We start from the raw sequence: 20,615 nt of genomic DNA on the forward strand, positions 1-20,615 counted from the left end.
AGTCACTCCATCGCCCTGCGCGCCTGGCGCGTGGTCTGGGAACTGCCGTCGGGGCTCCAGCCCGGCGGCTGCAGCAGATAGCCGGCAACCTCGGACAGGCTGCGGGCCTTGCGCAGGTCCCTGGCAATGCCGGCCCACTCATGGAAGGCGATCCGCAGCGGGTTGAAGGTCTCGATGTTCTTCGTCAGGCCGAACCGCGGCGTGAAGTTTTCCAGCGCAAACGAGCCGAACAGGCGGTCCCAGATCATCAAGGTGCCGGCGTAGTTCTTGTCGAGGTAGTCGAAGTCGCTGCCGTGATGCACCCGGTGGTGCGACGGCGTGTTGAACACGGCCTCGACGCCGGCGGGCATCTTCCGGATCGCCTGCGTGTGGATCCAGAACTGATAGATCAGGCTCGCCGACTGCATGAACAGGATCATCTTGGGATGAAAGCCCAGGAGCGGCATCCAGGCCCAGAACAAGAAAGAGCCGCTGATCGTGCCGGTCCAGGTCTGGCGCAGGGCCACCGAGAAGTTGTATTTCTCGGAAGAGTGATGCACCGAATGCGAAGCCCAGAACCAGCGCACCTCGTGGCTGAAGCGGTGGAACCAGTAGTAGCTGAAGTCGTCCGCCAGAAAGCACAGCACCCAGGCCCACCACGCCGCGGGCGGCATCGTGAAGAAGCGGTGCGCATAGAGCCAGCTCAGGAACACCAGCATCAGGCCCGCGCTGGCCAGCGCGATGGCCAGGTTGCCCATCGCCAGCAGCACGTTGGCGGCGGTGTCGCGGGTGTCGTAGAGCTCGCCGCGCACCTTGAGGGAGTACACAAGCTCGACCACCATCAGCAGCGCAAAGGCCGGGAAGGCGGCGAACATGATGTTGGGGAGGTCGTTCATTTCTACCGTCCGATCGCGCCGGGTGCAGCGCACATGGATCAGGGGCGAGCTTAGTCAGCGCCCTGCGGTACGGAAATACCCGGAAACAAGTAAATGCGGTCAAGCAGCGTCAACGAATCAACACGCAATGCCTCGGGGGTGCCGAAGCCCGGCGGTTTTGCAGCATTGAACAGGTGCACGAACGAACAACGTGACTTTCTTCACTTACCCCGGCGCCCGGAATCGCTAGATTCGGTGGCGTGAGTACCGACGAAACGAACCGCCCGCCCAGACACGGCGCTCCTGCCGATGGTCGGCCGCCGCGGGCCATCCTGGTGGTGGACGATCACGACCTGGTGCGCCTGGGTGTGCGCGCGCTGCTGGAAGCACAGTCCTCGCCCTCGGGCGAAACCCTCGAGGTCTTCGAGGCCGGCAATCTCGCCGACGCCCTGGCCCTGTACGAAAGAGTCCGCGATGCCGTGGACCTGGTGCTGCTGGACCTGGCCTTGCCCGACACCCAGGGCCTCAGTGGCCTGATGGAATTTCGCGCCCGCTATCCGGCCGCGCGCATCGTGGCGCTCTCCGGGTCCGGCACCACCTCGCTTGCCCAGAGCACGATCGCGCAGGGAGCGCTGGGGCTGGGCGCCAGCGCCTTCCTCCCCAAATCTGCCAACCTCAAGGAGGTGGTGAGCTTCATCCGCGCCTGCGGGCTGCTCGGAAGCAACGCCATCGACGGCTCGCCCCGTCCGGCGAGCCCCTCGGTTCGCCCCATCAAGTCGTCTCGTGACCAAGCCTGGCAGGCGCTCGCCCCGCGGCAGGCGCAGGTGCTCCAGTGGATATTGGAAGGAAAGACCAACAAGGAGATTGCGGAGGCCGCGAGCCTTGGCGAAGGCACCGTCAAGAACTACGTGTCGACCATCCTCCTGCTGTTCGGCGTGCGCTCCCGTGCGCAGCTGATCAGCAGCTTTCGCTGAGCTCCGCCTGTACGGAGCGAAATACATACATACATACATACGCGGGGACCACCCTGCAGGGAGGCAATTCGATGAGCGACCTCGTGTCGAAGCATCTGGCCGTCGACGCCGCGCTGGGCCTGCGCATATTGCGCGAGCACGTGGCGTCGGTCTACGCCGGCCACAGCACGGCGATCCTGGCCCATTTCGGCTTTGCCATCGCGCTGGCCATCTTCAGCTACTCGCGCCTCGACCATCCTTTGCTGCTGTGCTGGCTGCTCGTCCTTGCGGCCGTGGACCTGTACGCCTTGCTCGCACCGCGCTGGACCCCTGCCACGCCGATGGCCGACAGCCCCTACTGGGCGCGCAAGTACGCGCGCCTGGTCACGATGGTCAGCGTCGCCACGGCGCCGGCGCCCCTGTTCCTTGTGTCGACGACGGACCTGGTCATGACCACCGTGTTCACGGTGGTCATCATCGGCAGCTGGACACGCGCGGTGCAGGCGCGATGGCCGCTGAAGCCGGCCATGTTCGGATACGGCATTCCCATGATGACCGGCCTCATTGCCGCGCTGGTCTGGCACGGCAACGCGCTGAACTGGTTCCTTGCCGCCTTCGGAACCGTCAACCTGGTGCTCACCTTCCGCGCCGGCTTGCAGGAGAACCGGCGGCTGACCGAATCGCTGCTCCTGCGCTTCGAGAACGAGGCCCTGGCCGCGCGCCTGAGCGAGCAGATTGCAGCCACCGAACGCGCCAGCGCCGAGAAGACCCGCTTCCTGGCTACCGCCAGCCACGACCTGCGCCAGCCGATGCATGCCATCGCATTGTTCGGCGCCGCGCTGGAGAACGCGCTGGAGGGCCGGCCCGAAGTGAAGAATGCCGAGCGCCTGATGCGCGCGGTCGACACGCTGGGTGCCTCGCTCAACACCATGCTCGACATCTCCCGCCTCGACGCGGGGGTGGTGGTTCCCGATCCATGCGCCCTGGAACTCGATGCGCTGTTCCGCCCGCTCAACCACACCTTCTCGGCACAGGCCGACCAGAAGAACCTGCAGCTGCGCATTCGCGCCAGCGGACTGTGGGTACAGAGCGACCCGCAGCTCCTGTACCGCATGCTCTCCAACCTGGTCGACAACGCATTGAAGTACACGCTGCACGGCGGCGTGACCGTGACGGCACTCGCGCGCGGCGATCTTGTGCGGATCGAAGTGCGCGACACCGGCATCGGCATTGCGCCCGCGCAGCTGGAACGCATCTTCGAGGAGTTCTACCAGATCGGCAATCCGGGACGCGACCGCTCGCGCGGCCTGGGCATCGGGCTGTCGATCGTGCAGCGCTTGTCGCGTCTGCTCGCGCATCCGGTGCAGGTGCGCTCGCGCCCGGGCCGCGGCACCTGCTTTCGCCTGGTGGTTCCGGCGGCCAAGGCATCGCTGGATTCGCCCGCGGATCTTCTGCTTCAGGATCTCGAGTCGCCCGTGCGGCATCGCTTCATGATGCCGGATCTGCGTGGACCGGTCCTGCTGATCGACGACGAGTCCGAGATCCGCGAAGCCATGACGGCACTGCTGCAAGGCTATTCGCTCGATGTGGTGGCCGTGGCCAACGAGGCCGCCGCGGTCGAAGCATTGGCGCATCCCGATGCGCAAGCCAGGCCCTTCGCACTGCTGCTGTGCGACTACCGGTTGGCCGACGGCGTGGACGGACTCGATGTCGGGCAGCGCCTGCGCGAACGCTTTCAGCTCCATGCACCGCTGCTTCTGATCACCGGCGAGACGGCGCCCGAGCGGCTGCAGCGCGTACGCGCGTCGGGCGTGCCGGTGCTGTTCAAGCCCGTGAGCGCCGCAACGCTCCTGCAAGCCATGGCCGAGCTCGCACCTGCAGGCCACCGGCGCGCGCATCGGCGCGACAAGTGACTTTAGGCACTATGGCGTCTTCCTCGCTTCTCCTAAATTGACAAGCGGCCGGATCGCGGCCCTTTGACACTCAACAGGGAGAGAAACGAATGAAGAAGAATCCATGGGCAATGGGCGCTGTGGCCGTGGCTGTCGCGGCGGTAGTGGCGGCATGCGGCGGGGGCGGCTCGAATGGCGGCGGCTTTGCAGGCGGGCTCCCTGCCGGCACGGGCACGCCCGGTGCTGGCGCTGGCGCAGGCACTCCCACTGGCGGCACAGGCAACTCGACCGGCACCGCCCCGGTAGCAGCCAATGACAGCGCCAGCGGCCAAGCCGGTGCCAGCGTCACCCTCAACGTGCTCGACAACGACCAGGATGCCGACGGCAACCTCGACCGCAACTCGGTGCGCTTCGTGCAGCCACCGGCCGACGCCACCTTGTCCGGCGACGGGCGCAGCCTGCAGGTGCCCAACGAGGGCAGCTGGCAGGTGGGCAGCGAGGGGGCGGTGGTGTTCACTCCCGCGAGCGGCTTCACCGGCAGCCCGACGGTGGTCAGCTACACCGTGTCCGATGCCACCGGGCTCACATCCGCGGCCGCGACGATCACGGTCACCGTCACGGTGGCGTCGGCCACCAGTTCGGCAGCCTGCTTCAACGAAGGGTTCCTCCACACCGGAACAACCATGGATTTCGAATTCACCGTCAGCGGAGATGGCGCTACGCCGCCCCGGCGCGTCGTGAGCACCGTCACGGGACCCAAGGAGTTCAATGGCGCGGCGACCATGGAGACGAAGTCGGATTCTATGGGGACGACGGCAGCTACGCAGGAACCAACATGGGCTACAACGCCTTCGTGGACGGCTTCCTGGTGAGCTACGGCATGACCGGGAGCAACGTCCGGCAGACGATGAGCCCGCCGCGTCGGCAACCGGTCGCCATGGAGCCAGGACAGACCTTCGATTTCACCTACACGACCAGGAACGAATACGCCGACCGCGTCGAAGAAGGTACGACGACCACGTCCTACACCTACGTGGGCCGCGAGACCCTCCAGAGCGCTGCGGGAACCTTCTCGGCCTGCAAGTTCACCACCCATCAGGTGGACACGCCCATCACCTCCTCGCCCACGACGCAGACCTTCGACAAGATCAGCTGGGTCGCCGCCGAGGGCCCGTATCGTGGGTTTGAACTGCGCACGGAGGTTGTGGCCCAGTACCCGAATGCACCCACGATCCGCCAGGTGGTGCAGCCCACCAAGGTCAGCGTTTTCGACATCAAGTGAGATCTTGCGGACTGCTGCGATCGGGGCCACGGGCGATGGCATCGGCGCGACAAGTGACTTTAGGCACTATGGCGTCTTCTTCGCTTCTCCTAGATTGACACAGGGCCGGGATCCCGGCCCTTTGACACTCAACAGGGAGAGAAACGAATGAAGAAGAATCCATGGGCAATGGGTGCGGTGGCCGTGGCCGTCGCAGCGGTGGTGGTGGCATGCGGCGGGGGCGGCTCGGGTGGCGGCGGCTTTGCAGGTGGGCTTCCTGTCGGTGCGGGTACTCCCGGCGCGGGTACTCCAGGTGCTGGTGCTGGCACCCCTGCTGGCGGCACGAGCAGCCCCACCGGTACCGCACCGGTGGCAACCAATGACAGCGCCAGCGGCCAGGCCGGCGCCAGCGTCACCATCAACGTGCTCGACAACGACCAGGATGCCGACGGCAATCTCGACCGCAATTCGGTGCGCTTCGTGCAGCCGCCGGCCGGCGCCACCTTGTCCGCCGACGGGCGCAGCCTGCAGGTGCCCAACGAGGGCAGCTGGCAGGCTGGCAACGAGGGGGCAGTGGTCTTCACTCCCGCGAGCGGCTTCACCGGCAGTCCGACCGTGGTCAGCTACACCGTGTCCGATGCCACCGGGCTCACGTCCGCGGCCGCGACGATCACGGTCACCGTCGCGGTGGCATCGGCCACCAGTTCGGCACCCTGCTTCAACGAGGGGTTCTTCCGGACGGGAACGATCATGGATCTCGAACACACCGTCAGCGGGGATGGCGCGACGCCGCCTCGGCGCACGGTGAGGACCGTCACGGGACCCAAGGAGTTCAATGGCGCGGCGACCGTGGAGACGAAGTACGATTTCTATGGGGACGACGGCAGCCATGCAGGGACCAACATGGACTACAACGCCATTCAGGACGGCTTCCTGCTGTTCTACGGCATGACCAGCAGCAACGTCCGCCAGACGATGAGCCCGCCGAGTCGGCAGCCGATCGCCATGGAGCCCGGACAAACCTACGAGTTCACCTACACCGCCAAGAACGAATACGCCGACCACGTCGAAGAAAACACGACGACGAAGTCCTACACCTACGTGGGCCGCGAGACCCTCCAGAGTGCTGTGGGAACCTTCGCGGCCTGCAAGTTCACCTCGCATGGAGTGACCACTATCACCACTCCTACGCCCATGACACAGACCTTCGACCTGGTCTACTGGGTTGCCGCGGAGGGCCCGTATCGGGGGTTTGCGCTGCGCACCGAGGCTGTGGGCCAGTACCCGAATGCACCCACGATCCATCAAGTGGTACAGACCACCAAGATCAGCGTCTTCGACATCAAGTGAGTCCTGCGGCTGCTGCGAGCCGGACAACCCGCAGCGGCGCAAGAAGTGACTTTAGACACTGTGGGCAATCGTGCCTTCCCACTAAATTTGCGCAGGGCCGCATTCCGGCCCTTTCGCAACCAATTGGGGGGAGGATCGCATGAAGAAGTCCACAGGCAAGCCACGCCAGCAGCGCGCGCTCTCGAGACCGGCCATGGCCATGGCAGCAGCGGCAACGCTGCTGGCGCTTGCCGGCTGCCAGAACATGCCCGCGCTCGACATGCAGATGGGCAGCCAGTCGGCCAAGACCGTTGCCACGGGCAGCGCCGCGGGCTCGGCCACGTCCGGTGAGAGCAGCGCGCTCGAGCGCTGCGATTCGCCGCTCGGCACCGTCTCGCTGATCGAGAACGTCAATGCCGGCTGGTACACCATCCTCACCGGCGAGTACCGCCTGCCGCCCACGGCCAACCTGCTGCGCCTTCTGGTGCAGCAGTCCAATTGCTTCGTGGTGGTCGAGCGCGGCGCGGCCGGCATGAACGCGATGACGCGCGAGCGCGCGCTCATGCAGTCGGGTGAAATGCGCGGCGGCAGCAACTTCGGCCGCGGCCAGATGGTGGCGTCCGACTACGGCCTGTCGCCCGAGATCGTGTTCAGCAACAACGACGCGGGCGGACTCGGCGGCACCATCGGCGGGCTGGTCGGCGGTGGCCGCGGCCGCGCCATCGCGAGCCTGGGTGCCAGCCTCCAGACCAAGGAAGCCGCGGCGCTGCTGACGCTCATCGACAACCGCTCGGGCGTGCAGGTCGCGGCATCGGAGGGCAGCGCCTCCAAGACCGACTTCGCGGGCCTCGGCGAGCTGACCGGCCTGCGCGGCGGCGGCAACATCGGCGACTACACCCGCACGCCGCAAGGCAAGGTGATTGCCGCGGCCTTCATGGACGCCTTCAACCAGATGGTGCGTTCGCTGCGCAGCTACAAGGCGCAGACCGTGCGCGGCCAGGGCCTGGGCGGCGGCGGCCGGCTCGGCGTGGATGGCGGCGCGGCGCCTTCGCAGACCTCGGCGCCGCCGGCGTCATCGGGCCGCAGGAGAAAGTAGCCCGGCCCGCGGCGACCTCAGCGCGCCTTGTCGACCTGCTCGGCGCCGCTGTCGGCCAGCAGGTCCGCGCTGCTCAGGCGCTGCGACGCACGCAGCATCTCGGGCGCGCCGGCCGTGCGGATCACGCGGCTGCTGCTCGCGAGCACGCGCTTCTTGGCCTGCTGCGCGCCTTCGGTCAGGCTGTAGTCGATGCGGTAGTCCCATGCCGCGATCGGCACCTTGCGGTTGCCCAGGCGCTCGATACGCACTTCCGCAGCGCTGCGTTCGCCGGGCCGGAGTTCGGTGGCCTGCGAGAAGCCCCGCCCGACGCCGATGACCGCACCGGCATCGTCGTACAGCGTGACCAGCACTTCGACGATGCTCAGCGCCAGGGCGTCCTTGCGCGCATTGGCGAGGCGGCCGAACAGCCACACCTCGTCCCCCTGCTGCACCAGGCGCACGCGCGTGAACTGCAGCGGCGGACCCTCGGTCGTCCAGAAGGGCGTCGACAGCGCATCGGCCTGCAGCTCGTAGCGCGTGACGGCCTGGTCGCTCGGCAGCTTGATCAGCACCGGCGCTGTCTCGCCGGGCATCAGCGTACCGATCGGCACCGATTCGCTCTGTTCGCCGATGCGGCTGTCGCGGTCGTAGAAGATCGCATTGACCTTCGGCCGCTCGATCGCGCTGCCGCTCTCGTTGCGCGCCGTCACCAGCAGCCAGGGCTGCGCCAGACTGCCGCTGCCCGCCAGCACCTGGCGTGCCTCGAGCCGGAGGCCCTCGCCCGGAATCGTGCGCGGCATCGAGGCCCGCTCCGGCTGGCTGCGGTCCACGACATAGGCCATGACGCCGAAGACACCGGCGACCAGCACCGCGACCGCCGCAATGGCGATGCCCATCGACCGGGCCGCGCTGCGGCCGCGCGCCGACTGCTCGGCGGCCAGCCTTCGTCCGGCCTCGTCCTTGACCTGCTCGAGCACGCGCTCCAGCCGGTCGGAGACGTTGTCCTCGACGATCGACACCGAGCCGCAATGCGCACAGGCGTATTGGTTGAGCCCCGAGCGCTGGAGCATGCCGCTGCCGCATTCACCGCACTTGAGCGTTTGCAGGTTGATGGTCAAAGAAATGTCCTCGGTGGCATTGGCGACGCGGTTCCGCGCGCATCTTAGCGAGGAAGGCGCGCGCGCCGGATATGCCGCCGCGACATATCTCAAAGTGGCCGGGCCGGATAGCGGGCCACCGCCGGAATGGCGATAGTCCATCACGCCGGCACACGGCCCCACGCACCGCCGGCACTTCAAAAGAGAAGACGGAGACAAAGGAATGGATATGCGCACTCGCACCCGGCGTTCGGCGCTCGCGCTGGCCGCACTCTCGTTGCTCTGCGCAGGCGCGAACGCGCAGCAGCAGCAACCGTCGTCGACCAAGCCCATTCGCCTGGTCGTGCCCTTCGGCCCCGGCGGCGTGGCCGATCTCACGGCGCGCACCGTCGCGCAGAAGATGTCGGAGGCCATGGGCCAGAGCATCGTCGTGGACAACAAGCCGGGTGCCGGCGGCGTGGTCGCTTCCGACGCGGTGGCCAAGGCGGCGCCGGACGGGCTCACCATGCTGCTGATGTCCAACGGCAATGCCGTGAGTGCGGGGCTGTTCAAGCGCCTGCCTTTCGACACGGTCCGCGACTTCGCGCCGGTGTCGACGCTGGGCTATTTCGACATGGCCGTGGTGACGGCCGCCGATGCCCGGTTCAGGACGATGCAGGAGCTGCTGGCATATGCGAAGGCGCGTCCCGGCACCGTCAACATCGGCACCATCAACGTGGGCAGCACGCAGCACCTGGCGGCCGAGCTCTTCAAGCGCAGCACCGGCATCGACGCGCAGGTGATCCCGTTCAACGGCTCGCCCGCGCTGATCACGGCGCTGCGCGGCGGGCAGGTCGACGCCGGCGTCGAGATCCTCGCGCCGATCCTCGGGCAGATCGGCGGCAAGTCGCTGCGCGCCCTCGCGGTCATGGGCGCGAAGCGCTCGTTCGCGCTGCCCGACACGCCGACGGTCGCGGAGAGCGGCGCGCCCGGTTTCAAGGTCTCGTCATGGAACGCGCTTGCCGTGCCCGCGAAGACGCCGCCCGCGGTCATCGCGAGGCTCAGCAAGGAAGCCAATGCGGCGCTGGCCACGCCGGAAGTCAAGGAACGGCTGCGCCAGCTTGGCGTCGAGGCGCAGGGGAGCACGCCGCAGCAGCAGGCGGACCTCCTGAAGGACGAGATTCAGCGCTGGTCGGAAGTCATCCGCCTGGCCGGCATTCCGAAGCAGTGAGCGCCGGTGCCGGCGAAGCGTTCATCGTCTGATCCACCACCTCGCGCACCAGCTTCAGAACGGCCTGCTGGGTCAGCGTGGCCGGTCGCTGCGAACTGACGGCCAGCGCCAGCCGGCTGCGCAGCGGTGGATCCACGATCCGCCGGATGCCGAAAGCCTCCGGCCGAGGCGCGGTGAGCACTGCGTTCGATGACAACACTGCCAAGCCCACGCCATCGATGACCAGGTCGAGAATGGCGGCCACGCCGTCGATCTCCATCGCGATGGCCGGGCGGCATCCGATGTTGGCCATTTCCGCCTCGACCAGCATGCGGATGGAGTTGGGCTGGGTCGGAATCACGAGCGGCTGCGGCACCACCTCGCGCAGCGCGATCTCCCCGCCGGGCTGCGTGGCCGGTCCGACGAGGTACAGGTCTTCTTCGAGGATGACCACGCTGTCGATGTCGGCCGAGGGCGCGGGGTTGTAGAGCAGCGCGAGGTCGATGCGGCCCGCGGTCACCGATTCCTGCAGTGCACTCGACAGCGCCTCGGTGATGGCAAGGCGCGCATCGGGCAGCTGCTGGCGAAAGGCACGGGTCAGCGGCACGGCGATGCGCTTGGCGATGCTCGGCGGCAGGCCCACCGTGACCCGGCCGGCCAGCGCGCCGCGCATGCGGCCGAGGTCTTCCTTGGCGCGCTCGATCTGGTGCAGGATGCCCCTCGCGTGCGCCAGCAGCAGCGTGCCCGCATCGGTGAGCGTGACGCCGCGGCCGTTGCGCGTCAGCAGGTTCTGCCGCAGCTCCACTTCGAGCTGGCGCACCTGCCGGCTGAGCGCGGGCTGCGCCACGTCGATCACGATCGATGCGCGCGTGAAGCTCCCCAGCTCGGCCACGCGAACGAAGTACTCCAGCTGCTTGAGATCCATGAAGCTGGAGTCTAGGGGTCCGCTCACGCGAAGCAAGCGCTTGCCGCCTCTCAGGCCCAGTAGAGCCGCATCGGGTTGTCCACGAGCAATTGCTGCTGCAGCTGCGCAGTGCACGCAATGCGCGGAATCATGTCGACCAGCGTGCCGTCGTCGGGCATGTGCGTCTTGAGGTTGGGATGCGGCCAGTCGGTGCCCCACAGCACGCGGTCCGGGAAGGTCTCGACCAGGCGCTGCGCGAACGGCACGACGTCATCGTAGGCCGGCGGCCCAGAAATCGACATGCGCTCGGGGCAGCTCACCTTCGACCACACGTTCGGATGCTCGCGCATCAGCCGCACGAAGCGCTCGAACTGCGGCCCGTCGACCGGCTGGCTCACGTCGGGCCGGCCCATGTGATCGACCACCACGGTCGTCGGCAGGCGGGTGAAGAAATCCCAGAGCTCGGGCAGGTCCTGCGCCTCGAAGTACACGACCACGTGCCAGCCGAGCGGCGCGATGCGCTTGGCGATGTCCATCAGCACCTCGCGCGGCGTGAAGTCCGCCAGGCGCCTGAGGAAGTTGAAGCGGACGCCGCGGATGCCGGCCTCGTGCAGCCGGTGCAATTCGGTATCGCTCACGTTCGGCGCGACCGAGGCCACGCCGCGCGCGCGCCCGTTCGAGTGTGCGATGGCATCGAGCAGCGCGCGGTTGTCGCTGCCGTGGCAGGTGGCCTGCACGATCACGTTGCGCTCGAAGCCCAGCAGGTCGCGCAGCGCGAAGAGCTGATCCTTCGATGCGTCGCAGGGCGTGTACTTGCGCTCGGGCGCATAGGGAAACACGGCCGCCGGGCCGAAGACGTGGCAGTGCGCGTCCACCGCGCCCGGCGGCGGCGTGAAACGCGGCTTCGACGGGTTCGGGTGAAAGCGCAGCCAGTCCTTGTCCATGGTGCTAGCGGGCATGGCGCGCCTCCGTGGCGGCAGGGATCGAAAGGCGGGAAACCGGTGTTTGCATGGCTCGCATCTTGCGCAGATTGCAGCCCGCGAGCGAGCGCCCAGGCGCGCTAGCAGCTAGCGCATTTCGGTATGGCCCTGCAGCTGCGCGGTCGCCAGGTACATGGCCGTGGTCCCCACCGAGGCATGCCCGAGGTTGTTCTGAACGACCTGGATCGGCACCGGCACCTGCCCTTCCCTGCCGCGCAGCGCGTGGGATCCATGCGAGTGTCGCAGCCAGTGAGTGCTCGCTTTTTTGAGCTGCTGCGCCTCGGCGCCACGCAGGCTGGCGGCGGCCTGCGCGACAAAGGCCTTGATCGCCTGGTACAGGCCCGAGGCCGACCAGGCGGCCGGACGGCGCAGTTCGGCATCGAAGCGCGCCAGCACATGGATGCCGCGGTTGCTCACGGCACCGACCTGCCGCTCGAAGCCGTGGCGGGCGAGTTCGTCTTCCAGCTCGGCCACCAGCACCGGCGGCACCGGCACCCGGCGGCAGCGCCTGCCCTTGCCGGCCACCACCAGCTGCCAGCCGGTGGCCGGCGCGCCATCGGCCGTGCGGCATTCGATCTGTTCGAGGTCCTCGCACTTGGCGCTGGTGATCTCGGCCAGCCGCAGGCCGGTCGCATAGAGCCAGCGCATGCCACGCCGCAGCCGGCGCCTGGCTTCGGTGTCGGCATGCGCCTGGAGCAGCGCGTCGACATGGTCCCACTGCGCGAAGCTCAGCGCGCGGCTGGAGTCCAGCGGCTGCTGCAGGCTCGCGGGCGGCGCCAGCGTGGCAAAGGGGTTGCCCACCAGATAGTTCTGGTTCACCAGGAAAGCATGCAGGCTGCGCAGGATCGCGATGGCCTGGCGCAGCGCCGAGGGCGCGAGCGGCCCTTCCATCGGCCGCCACAGCGGCGACCAGCGCTGGTGATGGCGCGCGCCGCACCAGTGGGCGGGCGGATCGAGCAGGAAGTCGCGGTACTCGATCGCATCCTCGACGGTGAGCGACGACAGCGCCTTCCCGCGCTCGAGCACGGCCCAGAGCAGCAGGCGCTCGGCCTCCTTGCGGTAGGCGCGCTGGGTGGCCGACAGGTCGATGGTGGCGTCGCCCGCGCGCTTGGCGCTGAGCCAGGCGCCCACGGCCTCGTGGTCGTTGGTGGCCATCAGCAGGCACTGCCCGCGCGGCGCGCGGTTGCTGCCTGCGCTGCCGTCGAGCTCGGCGGGGAGCACGAACTTTTCATAAGGCACGAGCGCGGTGCCGCCCGGCACCACCGCGGCCAGCGCCAGCGGGCCGAGCTGCGCCCGGGGCGTCATCGCGTGGGCGCCGATGCGCAGCCCCAGCACCTGTTCGTTGGCGCGCAGCCAGTCGAGGATGCGCGCCGCCTTGAGTTCGCCCACGCCCGGCACATGCACCCACCAGCGCGAGCCGATGCCGTTGATGTGCTCGACCAGCGCATGGAGCGTGCGCAGGCCGGCGCGTTCCAGGCGGCTTGCCACCGAGGGATTGAGCCAGGCCGACACGCTGTCGAGCGGCCGCGGGTCCTGGGCGACCAGGTTCTCGAGCCAGCGCAGCGCTTCGAGCTGGCGCTCGACCACGCGCGCCCGCCGCGAGGGCCGCGCGCCCTGCCCTGCCTTGCCCGCGGCCGGGTAGGCGGCCTCGTAGGCCTCGACCTGTTCGGACTCGGAGAAATCCTCCAGGCCGTTCGCCACGGCGAACTCGGCCAGGCTCGGGAGCGCCGGCGTCGCGGAAAAGCGGTCGGCGTCGAGCAGGATCAGCCGGGCGGTGCCTGGCTTGTGCTCGCGCCGCGCGGCCGCCGCGAATTCGTCGCGGATCCAGGCGATGGTGCGGCGCACGGTCCGCAGGTCGGTGTGTTCGCCTTCGAGCCGCAGGTAGCGGTCCCAGCTGGCCCGTTCGTCGAGCCCCTGGGCCAGCGCCCGCATGAACGCGAAATGTCCGCGGTGCAGCTTGCGCGGAATCAGTGCCTTCATGAGGCCGATGTCGGGTTCCGCTCACCGGCCGTCGTCGACTGCCAGAACTTCCACCACGGTCGCGGCGCCGGCCCGGGATCCTCCGGCAGCTGCTGCAGCTGGCTCACCCGCGTGCGCCGGCGCTGCTCGACCTCGAGCGCATGCGCGATGCCGAAGGCCTCGCGGTCGCCGCGGCCCGCAAGGGCCCGCCAGGTCGACGCCAGGCGCGCGAGCTCGTCGTCATCGATGTGGGACAGTTGGGAGGGTGTGGGAACGGCAGGCATGTCTGTCGCACTCATGCGGCGGTCCATCTCGCCGGTAGGGCGGGATCGAACAGGGTGCTGGCGAAGGCCTGCGTGCCGTGGGGTGCGGTGGTCGTTGTCATGAATTGCTTGATGATAACTGAAGTAATCATCAATACACATTTTGTGTTGCAACCAAGCATCTTCACGAGCACCTTCACCTAAGTTGTTGATTTGATTGAATTTTATCCGGGTTGCTCGGCGTCTGCCGAGCGCCACAGGAACCCGTGGGAACCGTGCAACAGCCGCTGGTCTTCGAAAACCCGTCCCTCCAGGCCCCCTGTCCCGCAGGACCGATGGCTTGTCCCGTCGACCCATAGAGGCACTGGCCGCGTTGCCTCTAGTACGATGCGCGGCCATGGGAACAAATCACATTCGAGGTCTTTCATGAATCCCCTTCTGCGCCCCCTGGCCCTGGTCGCCTTGCTTGCCACCGGTGCCATGGCACCCGCCGCCGCGGACCCGTACAAGGACGAGAGCGGTCACGGCAAAAGACGGCACGGCGGCCGCGAGTACAAGGAAGCGTTCTGGGACGGCCGGTGCAAGGTCGAGCGCAAGTGGGAGAAGAACGGCGAATACAAGGAAAAGCGCAAGTGCAAGGACCACGCCTCGCGCGCCCCCGTGTACGAAGCGCCGGTCTATGCAGGCCCGCCGCCGGGCGTGGTCGTGCAGCCCCCTGCGATCGTGATCCAGCCGCCGGCCATTGTGGTTCGGCCCTAGGCGCGCAAGACCAGGCCAGCCCGGATCCCACGAGGCAGGCCGGGCTTTTTTTTATTTCCCTGCCCTGCCCCCGGGGCGGCGCCAGGACGCCGGCCCGGGTGCCGCTGCGCCTGCCAAATGCCTGGGACGAGCGGCGCAAGCAAATCCCAACGGTTCTCACATTGGCCCTGCCGCCCTCCCCCCGGCAGGCGAATCTACAGCGTGCGGGCCTTGCGCAAAGCCTCGGCGATGCCGGCCTCGAGCGCATCCTGGCTGGACTCGGTGGCTGCGTCCGGCACGATCGTGATCGTGATCTCCCCGCTCTTGGCGCGCACCAGCGTGCCGATCTTCTGCCCCGCGGACAGGATGTCGAGCTTTTCCGAGCGTTCGAAACCCGGCTTGGCGTCGAGCAGCCGGGCGACGACCATGGCCGGCGCAAGGCTGTGGCCCCGCAGCCTTTCCACGCGCTTGAGCACGCCGCGGCGGTCCTTTTCCATGGCGGCATTGATCTGCTCGGCATGGCGGAAGCTGATTTCGAGCGGGCTGCGGAAGCACTCCACCACGGCCGTCGGCAACTGCGCCACCATGAGCGCCTTGCGCACCCAGGTATGGCTCACGCCGAGCGCTTCGGCCAGTTGGCGCTGCGTCGGGAACAGCTGCTCTTCGAGCGCGCGCTGGTACATCAGCCCCTGTTCGTAGTTGGACAGGTCCGCGCGCTCGCGATTCTCCCGGTCCATGGCCGCGAAGAGCGCCGCGTCGCCGAGCTCGTCGACCCAGATGGACGCCAGCACCGGGATGCCAAGCTCCAGCGCGGCCCGATGCCGGCGGTGGCCAAAGACGATCTCGAACTGGCCGGGCTCGTCCTTGAGCGGCCGCACCAGGATCGGCTGGACGTTGCCGCCGGCATGCTCGATGTCCGCCTTCAGGCCCGCAAAGGCGCTGCTCGTGAACGAGGCGTCGTGGCGGTTCGCCCAGCGGCTCGGATGGATGGTCTTGGGGTCCATCTTGCGCGTGGGCAGCGAGCCTTCGTACTGGCTGAGCTTTTCGCGCAGCGCCGCCATCTCGCCTTCGACCTGCTGGATCTGGCCGCGGAAAGCCATCATCTGGCCAGGGCCGGTGCGCGGCGCGAGCGAGCCGCCGACGGCCGGTGGAAACCTGGTTTCCACGGCGTTCGATGCCGACGGGGGCACTGCGGGAGCAGCCGCCGGGGCCGGCGCATCGACCGGATCCTTTGCCGCTTCGGGAAGCATCAGGCCGGCGGTCAACGCCTCCAGCCGCTTGCGGGTGCTAGCCATGATGGACACTCCTTGGCGCGGCTTGGGCCGCGCTCGATGCCGTGAAACGGTGCCTTCTGCCGATCCGCCCCGCGACCTTCGGCAGGTACTGTGGCATTGCCGCGCCGCATCCGGCTTGTGGCAACCGCGGCCGTGGAAACCAGGTTTCCACGGCGTGCGTCATGCCGGATACATCAAGGGCGAGCCGCCCGGTGGAAACCTGGTTTCCACGCCAAGGGGCTCCGGAAAGCATGGCCGGCATTCTCATTGCTGCGCCCTCCCTTGTGCCGTCCAGGCGCCGATCACCGACTGCTCGACGAGCTCGACGAAGGAATCGTAGGCGTCTACAGCGCGCTTGTAGGTCTTGGCGGCGCCTTCGTATTTCTGCACATCGTAGACCGTGGCGAATTCCGCGGCCTTGTTGCTGGTCACGCTGGTCTTCGGGATCTCGACCGGCAGCGTGTATTCGCCGTAGGTGGCCTGGATCCACTGGCGCACCGCGGGCATGGCCGGATCGGCCGCGTCCACGCGGCTCAGCAGCACGTGCAGGAAGTCGAAGGCCTTGCCCTCGCGGTCCTTGCTCTGGCCGTCCAGGTTGCCGCCCAGGTCCGCGAGCAGCGACCAGAACTGCGCCGACGAGGCAAAGTCCAGGCCCGAGGGCGGCACCGGAACGACGATGCCGTTGGCCGCCCAAAGCGCATTGATCGTGACATACGAAAGGGAAGGGGGCGTGTCGATCACGATCACGTCGTACAGGTCGCGAACCGACTCCAGGCCTTCGTTCAGCACGTCCCAGAACTTGGCGCCGGGCTGCTGCATCTGGCGCGCGGGGAGGGCGAACTCGGCCGAGAACAGGAAGGGCGCGGCCGCGACCAGGTCGATGCCATCCCAATAGGTCGATCGGATGGCGTAGCGGATGTCGTTCTCGGAGCCGTCGCACAGCGGACCGATGGTCATGTCCTCGGTGACCTCGGCTTCGGGCAGCAGGCCATGCAGCGTGGTGAGCGAACCCTGTGGATCGGTGTCGATCGCGAGCACGCGGTGCCCGCGCAGGCTGAGCCCCTGCGCCAGCACCATGGCCGTGGTGGTCTTGGCCACGCCGCCCTTGAAATTGCCCACGGCGATGGTGATGGCCTTGCGCCCGGCCGGCCGCATCTTTTCCGCACGGTAGGTTCGGGTCCAGCGGCGCAGTTCGTCCAGCTCGAAGGTGCGCTTGCCGCCCGAAGGGGTCAACCGCCCGGCCGGCAGGTCTTCCTTGGTGATGCGGTAGGCCACATGCGCCTTGTCGACGCCACACAGCGCGGCCAATTGGGCGGTGGAGTAGGTGGGCGGGATCTTGCGGGCTTCCGGCGCCAGCAGCATGCCCCGGATCTGCTCCACCATCGACCCGGCCCGGGTCGCCAGCGCGGCGATCTTCTGCATGTTGATGGTTTGGCGGGGAGGCACCTGGACGTCGTTGGAAACCAGGTTTCCACCGACCAGAGGAACAGGAACGGACATTTTGTTTGGCCTTATTCGACAGAATACGGCAATTCTATGAGAATCTGTCGAATGAACAAGTTTCGCGGAGAACTCAGCTACAGCGCCGCGAAGTATTGTGAGGAAGATTGGGGACCAAGACCCCAGCCCCTCGCATGCCAAGCGCCGCAGGACCCGAAAACCGGGGGCAGGGCGCCTGACGCGGGCCTTTTGCGCGCCTGGCTGCCGCCGCGGACCCCAAACAGGGGCGCAGCCCACGGCCGGAACCCATATCCACTCACATTGGAACCCATCCGGACTCACAAAAGTGGCGCTTGTCTCCCAACAAGGCTCACTCCAAATCCCATCCGATCTCACATTCAATCCCAACCGATCTCACATGAGAGGAGCTAAGTGACTGTCACGACGGAGGAAAGTGGAATCCCAATTCTTCAATTCCCCAAGTGTTTATCTGCAAACATACCAAGGCACCATGGCCGGCGTAATGTGAATTGACTGAATCACAATGCAAAGGCATGATGTGAAACCATCTGATTGCCGTAGCGGACCATGGTCGAAGAAGACAATTCACAATCCCGGTCTCCGCCGCGGCAGCCGCCCACGGCGGAGGAGCAGAGCGTTGCCAAGGCCAACGAAGCCATCGCCATCCGCCCCAAGCGCGGCCGGCTCACCCTGCTGTCGCGGCGCATCTACAACGCGCTGCTCTACCACTCGCAGCGCCAGGGCGTGGACGAGCCGGTCTACCGGCTGACCTTGAGCGAACTGATCGGCGACGCCCGCTTCAACTCCAACAACACCGAGCTGCTCAAGTCGCACCTGCGCGACATGCAGGCCACGACCATCGAGTGGTCGACCAGCAGCAGCTCCCTGAAGCGCTGGGTGTCCTCGCAGCTCCTGGGCACGGTCACGATCGAGGAGCAGGGCAGGGGGCGCCCCTGCATGGTGACCTGGCGCTATCCGGACGAGATCAAGGAGCGGCTGGTCAAGCCGCACCAGTACACGCGCGTGCTGCTCGAGATGAGCAGCCAGATGCGCAGCTATTCCGCCGCGGTGCTGTATGAGATCGGCGCGCGCTATCTGACCTCGCCGGGGCGGCTGTCGATGCGCGAGGACGTGGTCTGGTGGGCCGCGGTGCTCACGGGCCGCAGCGACATCAAGGAGGTCGACTACCGCTTCCTCAAGCGCGACGTCATCAGCAAGGCGCTGGCCGAGATCGACGCGCTGTGCGAGGACTTCGGGCTCGAGCTGATCGAGCACAAGCGCGGCCGCAAGATCGAGGAGATCCAGTTCCGGGTCGTTCCCAAGGTGCAGCAGCGCCTGGGCGACATCAGCGCGTCGAACCGCAACGTCTTCGACCTGGCGCTGGTGGGCCGGCTGATCGCACTGGGCCTGAAGCAGGACGAGGCGCAGGATCTCTACGCCACCACCGACGAAGGGCAGATCCGCGCCACGCTCGACCATGTGGACCAGCGGCTGCGCAATGCCTCGATGCCGGTGCTCAAGTCGCCGGCCGCGTATTTCAAGGATGCGCTGAAGAAGGGCTACGCGGGCGTGACCGCGATGGAGCCGGCGCCCAGCAGCGGCCCGGCACCGGCCCTGGCGCCACCCGTGGCGGTGCTGTCGGAGGCCGACCGCCTGCGGCGCATCCGCGAGCTCTGGGAGAACGACCGCATGGGACAGGCGCGCGCCGTGTTTGCCGAGATGCCGCAGCCGATGCAGGCCGAGGTGCGCACGCGCTTCGAGGCGGAGCGGCTCGACCAGGTGGCCGCCCCCATCGCGCGCGCTTGGCGGCGCGACGGCCCGGCGAGCCGCGTGGCCGCGACCACCTTCTTCCGCTGGCTGGCCGAGGACACCTGGCCCGAGGAGCCCTCCGACCGCGTGCTGCTGGACTTTGCGCTCCAGCGCGGCGTGGCGGGCATCTAGAAGGTGAGTGCATACTCTTCGTTGAGGGCGCTACTACCTTCGAAAGCTGCCTGGATGCTGGGCCTCAGCGTCCCGCCACGCGGCGCGCGCGCGCCTCGGGCTGGCCGCTCGCCGCTGCCTCGCCAGCGCGCATCCTGACCAGTGCCGCCAGTTCGGCGGGCGGCACGGGCCGGCTGAAGAGATAGCCCTGCATCTCGTCGCACCCATGGGCGCGCAGGAATTCCAGCTGCTGCTCGGTCTCGACCCCCTCGGCAATGACCTTGAGATTGAGCTCGTGCCCCAGCGCGATGATGGTCTTGGCAATCGCCTTGTCCTCTTCGTCGCCCGGAATGTCGCGCACGAAGGACTGGTCGATCTTGAGCCTCGCGATGGGAAAGCGCTTGAGCGCACTCAGGCTCGAATAGCCGGTGCCGAAGTCGTCGATCGAGAGCTGCACGCCCATGGCGCGCAGGGCCTTCATCGACTGCAGCGCCTTGTCCAGGTCCTCCATGACCAGGCTTTCGGTCAGTTCCAGCTCCAGGAGGCGCGGCTCGAGCCCGCTGTCCCGAAGCGCCAGGGACACCTGCGCGATCAGGGTCCGCTCACGGAACTGGCGCGCCGACACATTGACCGACACGATGAACGGCGGCAGGCCCGCGTCCTGCCAGGCCTTGTTCTGGAAGCAGGCGGTGCGCAGCACCCATTCGCCGATCGGAACGATCAGGCCGGTCTCTTCCGCCAGCGGGATGAACTGCGCCGGCGAGACCAGGCCGCGCTCCGGATGCTGCCAGCGGATCAATGCCTCCACGCCCGTCACCCGGCCCGATTCCATGTCCAGCTGCGGCTGGTACGCGAGGTGGAACTCGCTGCGCGCGAGGGCATGGCGCAGCCCTTCGCGCAGCGCGAGTTCGTCGCGGATCGCGCCGCTCATCTCGGCCGCATAGAACTCGAAGTTGTTGCGCCCCGAGGCCTTGGCGTGGGACATCGCGGCGTCGGCGTTCATGAGCAGGGCGTCGGCATCGGCGCCGTCCGCGGGATAGGTGGCCACGCCCATGCTGCCCGTGAGCTGGACCGCCTGGCTGCCGATGCGCGCTGGCTGCGCGATGGTCTCGAGCAGCTTTCTCAGGGCTGGTGCGATGTCTGTTCCGTCGCCGGGCTGGTCGTACAGGATGATCACGAATTCATCGCCGCCCGTTCGCACCACCGTGTCCACGCTGCGCAGGCACCGGGCCATGCGCTCGGCCATGACCTTCAGCAATTCGTCGCCGCCCTTGCGGCCCAGGCTGTCGTTGATCCGCTTGAAGCCGTCCAGGTTGATGAACACCACCGTCATCAGCCGGCCGTAGCGATCGGCATACGAGATGGCCTGCCGCAGGCGGTCCTCCAGCAATGCGCGGTTCGGCAGCCCGGTCAGCGGGTCGTGGGTGGCCTGGTGCTTCAGGGTGTCGGCGCTGCTTTCCAGCAGC

At 67.5% G+C, this 20,615-nt stretch carries 17 protein-coding genes and 1 pseudogene; 9 read left to right on the forward strand and 9 right to left on the reverse strand.

Translation table 11 applies throughout. The annotated features are described in order from the left end of the window. Positions 1 to 2: 2 nt before the first annotated feature. Positions 3 to 875: a sterol desaturase family protein gene (locus ACAM58_RS32125; protein WP_369664765.1), complete on the reverse strand. Its 873-nt coding sequence runs from the start codon at positions 873 to 875 to the stop codon at positions 3 to 5. A 239-nt stretch (positions 876 to 1,114) separates the two neighbouring features. Here ACAM58_RS32125 and ACAM58_RS32130 point away from each other — a divergent pair, with 239 nt between their 5' ends. The 6 genes from ACAM58_RS32130 to ACAM58_RS32155 all read left to right on the forward strand — a co-directional run bounded on the left by ACAM58_RS32130 (position 1,115) and on the right by ACAM58_RS32155 (position 7,385). Further along, entirely contained in the window at positions 1,115 to 1,828 is a 714-nt protein-coding gene (locus tag ACAM58_RS32130) for a LuxR family transcriptional regulator (RefSeq protein ID WP_369664766.1), read from the forward strand. Positions 1,829 to 1,899: 71 nt separating this feature from the next. Beyond that, complete coding sequence (locus ACAM58_RS32135; protein ID WP_369664767.1) at positions 1,900 to 3,720, forward strand: hybrid sensor histidine kinase/response regulator; 1,821 nt, start codon at positions 1,900 to 1,902, stop codon at positions 3,718 to 3,720. 89 nt (positions 3,721 to 3,809) lie between these two features. Further along, positions 3,810 to 4,571: an Ig-like domain-containing protein gene (locus tag ACAM58_RS32140; RefSeq protein ID WP_369664768.1), complete on the forward strand. Its 762-nt coding sequence runs from the start codon at positions 3,810 to 3,812 to the stop codon at positions 4,569 to 4,571. Beyond that, complete coding sequence (locus tag ACAM58_RS32145; RefSeq protein ID WP_369664769.1) at positions 4,535 to 4,981, forward strand: hypothetical protein; 447 nt, start codon at positions 4,535 to 4,537, stop codon at positions 4,979 to 4,981. Before ACAM58_RS32140 ends, ACAM58_RS32145 begins: the two co-directional genes overlap by 37 nt. A gap of 147 nt (positions 4,982 to 5,128) precedes the next feature. Further along, the gene (locus tag ACAM58_RS32150) at positions 5,129 to 6,310 is read left to right on the forward strand and encodes an Ig-like domain-containing protein (protein ID WP_015866142.1); all 1,182 of its coding nucleotides are present in this window, start codon (positions 5,129 to 5,131) and stop codon (positions 6,308 to 6,310) included. A gap of 139 nt (positions 6,311 to 6,449) precedes the next feature. Further along, positions 6,450 to 7,385: a CsgG/HfaB family protein gene (locus tag ACAM58_RS32155; protein WP_369664770.1), complete on the forward strand. Its 936-nt coding sequence runs from the start codon at positions 6,450 to 6,452 to the stop codon at positions 7,383 to 7,385. Positions 7,386 to 7,402: 17 nt separating this feature from the next. Here the strand turns inward: ACAM58_RS32155 and ACAM58_RS32160 are convergent, their stop codons facing one another. Continuing rightward, positions 7,403 to 8,482, reverse strand: a complete 1,080-nt coding sequence (locus ACAM58_RS32160) for a hypothetical protein (protein ID WP_369664771.1) — start codon at positions 8,480 to 8,482, stop codon at positions 7,403 to 7,405. 208 nt (positions 8,483 to 8,690) lie between these two features. Here ACAM58_RS32160 and ACAM58_RS32165 point away from each other — a divergent pair, with 208 nt between their 5' ends. Continuing rightward, positions 8,691 to 9,671: a tripartite tricarboxylate transporter substrate binding protein gene (locus ACAM58_RS32165; protein ID WP_369665092.1), complete on the forward strand. Its 981-nt coding sequence runs from the start codon at positions 8,691 to 8,693 to the stop codon at positions 9,669 to 9,671. Here the strand turns inward: ACAM58_RS32165 and ACAM58_RS32170 are convergent. From ACAM58_RS32170 to ACAM58_RS32185, 4 genes are all read right to left on the reverse strand, one after another. After that, positions 9,640 to 10,575, reverse strand: coding sequence for a LysR substrate-binding domain-containing protein (locus ACAM58_RS32170; RefSeq protein ID WP_369664772.1), 936 nt, complete (start codon positions 10,573 to 10,575; stop codon positions 9,640 to 9,642). The two genes, ACAM58_RS32165 and ACAM58_RS32170, sit on opposite strands and share 32 nt — an antisense overlap. A 50-nt stretch (positions 10,576 to 10,625) precedes the next feature. Then, positions 10,626 to 11,513 (reverse strand): amidohydrolase family protein, encoded by an 888-nt coding sequence (locus ACAM58_RS32175; RefSeq protein ID WP_369664773.1) that lies wholly within the window; start codon positions 11,511 to 11,513, stop codon positions 10,626 to 10,628. A gap of 108 nt (positions 11,514 to 11,621) precedes the next feature. Beyond that, the gene (locus ACAM58_RS32180; RefSeq protein WP_369664774.1) at positions 11,622 to 13,514 is read right to left on the reverse strand and encodes a phage integrase family protein; all 1,893 of its coding nucleotides are present in this window, start codon (positions 13,512 to 13,514) and stop codon (positions 11,622 to 11,624) included. Continuing rightward, on the reverse strand, positions 13,511 to 13,792 hold the full coding sequence (locus tag ACAM58_RS32185) for a hypothetical protein (protein WP_026284139.1): 282 nt from the start codon (positions 13,790 to 13,792) through the stop codon (positions 13,511 to 13,513). The genes ACAM58_RS32180 and ACAM58_RS32185 overlap by 4 nt, the downstream gene beginning before the upstream one ends. Before the next feature lie 390 nt (positions 13,793 to 14,182). Between ACAM58_RS32185 and ACAM58_RS32190 the strand changes: the two genes are divergently transcribed. Further along, positions 14,183 to 14,515 carry a hypothetical protein gene (locus ACAM58_RS32190; protein ID WP_062365200.1) on the forward strand — a complete coding sequence of 111 codons (333 nt, stop codon included), beginning with the start codon at positions 14,183 to 14,185 and terminating at the stop codon, positions 14,513 to 14,515. Between the two features lie 194 nt (positions 14,516 to 14,709). On the opposite strand, the gene ACAM58_RS32195 is transcribed toward ACAM58_RS32190, so the two are convergent. Beyond that, complete coding sequence (locus ACAM58_RS32195; RefSeq protein ID WP_278878266.1) at positions 14,710 to 15,789, reverse strand: ParB/RepB/Spo0J family partition protein; 1,080 nt, start codon at positions 15,787 to 15,789, stop codon at positions 14,710 to 14,712. A gap of 243 nt (positions 15,790 to 16,032) precedes the next feature. After that, positions 16,033 to 17,214, reverse strand: a complete 1,182-nt coding sequence (locus ACAM58_RS32200) for an AAA family ATPase (protein ID WP_230537868.1) — start codon at positions 17,212 to 17,214, stop codon at positions 16,033 to 16,035. Between the two features lie 582 nt (positions 17,215 to 17,796). Here ACAM58_RS32200 and ACAM58_RS32205 point away from each other — a divergent pair. After that, entirely contained in the window at positions 17,797 to 19,170 is a 1,374-nt protein-coding gene (locus tag ACAM58_RS32205) for a replication initiation protein (protein WP_015866131.1), read from the forward strand. Between the two features lie 64 nt (positions 19,171 to 19,234). On the opposite strand, the pseudogene ACAM58_RS32210 reads toward ACAM58_RS32205, so the two are convergent. Beyond that, a pseudogene (locus tag ACAM58_RS32210) lies at positions 19,235 to 20,590 on the reverse strand (putative bifunctional diguanylate cyclase/phosphodiesterase); the annotation flags it as partial. Positions 20,591 to 20,615 lie beyond the last annotated feature (25 nt).

Origin of the sequence: Variovorax sp. V116, from assembly GCF_041154435.1 — a bacterium.
In the GTDB taxonomy this organism is placed as follows: Bacteria; Pseudomonadota; Gammaproteobacteria; order Burkholderiales; family Burkholderiaceae_C; genus Variovorax; species Variovorax paradoxus.